The 2557-nt window shown below is 45.6% G+C and carries 2 protein-coding genes; both read right to left on the reverse strand.

The window, feature by feature from the left end; translation table 11 throughout:
* On the reverse strand, window positions 1–540 hold a 540-nt coding region (uxuA, locus tag VF500_RS01420; RefSeq protein ID WP_330857962.1), incomplete at its 3' end, for a mannonate dehydratase.
* Window positions 541–1216: 676 nt separating this feature from the next.
* Window positions 1217–2557, reverse strand: a 1341-nt coding sequence (locus VF500_RS01425; RefSeq protein ID WP_330857963.1) for a hypothetical protein, incomplete at its 5' end; no start/stop codon positions are given.

The following is a 2557-nucleotide window of genomic DNA, read 5'->3' on the forward strand; positions in this document are numbered from 1 at the left end:
GTCATCATCGCTCATACCCTCAAAACGGGCCCTTGCGCGGGCAAGCTCATCGGCAGTGTATTCCTGCTCTGCCCCTTCCCTTTGCAGCATAAATACATCAAAAGCTATGAAGGCGGCTTTTTCAAAGCGGAGGGCTTTTGAACCATCCTCAACAGTAAAGCCCAGATCGGTACGGGTCCAATCCAGTACGGGCATAAAGTTATAGGTAACGATATGGATGCCGCTTTGCGCCAGGTTTTGAAGACTTTGTTTATAGTTTTCGATGTATTGCAGATAATCGCCGGTTTGCGTTTTGATGGCTTCATGTACGGGTACGCTTTCAACTACATCCCAGGTAAGGCCGGCTGCTTCGATAATGGCCTTGCGTTCGTTAATAGCCTCAACTGTCCATACCTGGCCGTTAGGTACCTGGTGCAGGGCACTTACTACGCCTGTACAGCCGGCCTGCCTGATATCGGCTAAACTCACAGGATCATTAGGACCATACCAGCGCATAGTATTGATCATGCTGAAAGTATTGCTTGTATTGGTATCACTCATTTTTATATCGTAGGTTTAATATTCAAAAACAGGGGTGTTCAATTTTAAAAGTGTGAACAGCTCAAAAAAACTCAGCATTGACAGTCAGCAACTTAAGTGTTCAGTTAATTACAACAAAATAAACAACAAACTGATAAACAGCGGTTTAATATTTACCGATATATTTAATTGAACACGTGTTTTTAAAAGTTGAACACTGACAAAACAATGTCAGTAAAAACATGTCAGGCCACACTTTTATCACGCGCCAATAATCGTTATATTTTTTTAATCGCCTAACAGTTAATTGCAAATTATTTTGTGTTACGAATGCACAAGGGAATTTCTTCGCTCCTATCCACGACAAGTTAAAAAAAGTTGCCGTGGGTTTGAAAATTCGGCGCGCTTTGAAGAGTGAATAACAAAACGGGGAAAGACTTACGAAGTTTTAAAACCTTCGTAAGTCTGGGATCTATTAAGTGAAGAGGGACTGTCACCCTGAGCCCGTCGAAGGGTCGTGCACAGAGGCCCTGCCCACCATGCTTCGACAGGCTCAGCATGACACCCATTTTTATTATGTCATCGGTAGAAACGAAGCATCTTCTCCACCCTGCATAGCAGTTCTGCATATCGAAGAAGCTCCTTCGCTATCGCTCAGGATGACAAAGAACTTTATACTATCTTAAAAATAGCCTCCCTACGCCCAATCAAAATCAACCACCCTGCCGTTCAGTTTCCATTTGGCAGGCGTTAATGTTTCCATCCAATCCAATGGCTGGCCAAGCGGCTGTACTTTGGCGGCCTGCGCAAATGCTGTTTTTACGGCTTTCTTTTGCTCTTCGCCCATGGCTTCGGGCTGACCAGAGATGAACAGCGGTGCGCCGCTTTCGGCTAATAATTGCAGCCACTGCTTATTCCTTTTCCACTCAATATCTGTGGTAAGGCCTACACAATCACCATCTACTGCATAAAAGGCGTTATGCTGTGGTAGGCGGAAAGCCAGGGTATTAACACCCATTTTGCGGGTACGCGCCCATTCATGACCGCTGGTATCATCGCCTATACGGCACATCTCAAATATTCCGGCCGAAAGGTGGCTCATAGTATTACAACCGATCACATAGATCCCATCACCTGCGGCCTCGCGGATGGAACGGTAGAGTTGCAGGATGATCTCGGCATTGGTTTTCGTCCTGTCGTTAAAATGCCAGCCAGGCGAAGTAAAGCTATCCTTCATATCAAAACCCCAGCGACCGGCAATATCATAGGTTGAAAAATCGTGCTTCACCATTTCGTATCCCCATTGCTTGTATACATCAAAATTATGTTTGATCCGCGCTATGTTTTCAGGGATTGTTGGGTCGAGTGTTGGGCTTTTAGGATCGTTCCTCCCAGGGATCTTTGGTGCAAGCAAACTGGCCTTTTCATCATGTTTGGCACAAAGCGGTCGCATCCACAGGCCGGGGCGCATACCCATTTTTTTGATCTCATCGCCAAGGGCATGCATATCTTTGAACTTATCGTTTGGCTTTGAAAAATCATCGTTCCAGCCCCCATCGCCCGGTAATAATGGCGAATAGGTAGCCCAACCGGCATCAATAACCGAGAAAGGCTTATTGCTGTGATCGGTAACCAGGTCGGCCATCATGGCGGTTGTCTTTTTGATCAATTCGGCCGAGTTGTTGCCATATGCAAAATACCAGTCGTTAATACCATATACCGGTTGCTTCGGAATGCGCGGCTTTTCGCACATCATTTTACAAAGGCGATGGGTAGCTGCAAAAGTATCTTCATTGGGTTTAGCGTTAGTGGTTATGATATCCGCAGCGTGTAGTTGTCTTTCGCCCAGCAATACGCCTACCCCGCCCGAAGTTGTATCTAAAGTAAGCTCAATATTGTCGGCATTAACGCCCCACCAGCAAATACTGTTAGCGCCAGTTTTTACGCCGAAACAAGCTGTTTGCTTATCATCATGTATAATTACATACCACGGATTTTTAATACCAGCGGCTATGGTTTTCCATTGCAGGTCGCCATA

It is taken from the genome of Mucilaginibacter sp., assembly GCF_036383575.1.
GTDB lineage: Bacteria > Bacteroidota > Bacteroidia > Sphingobacteriales > Sphingobacteriaceae > Mucilaginibacter.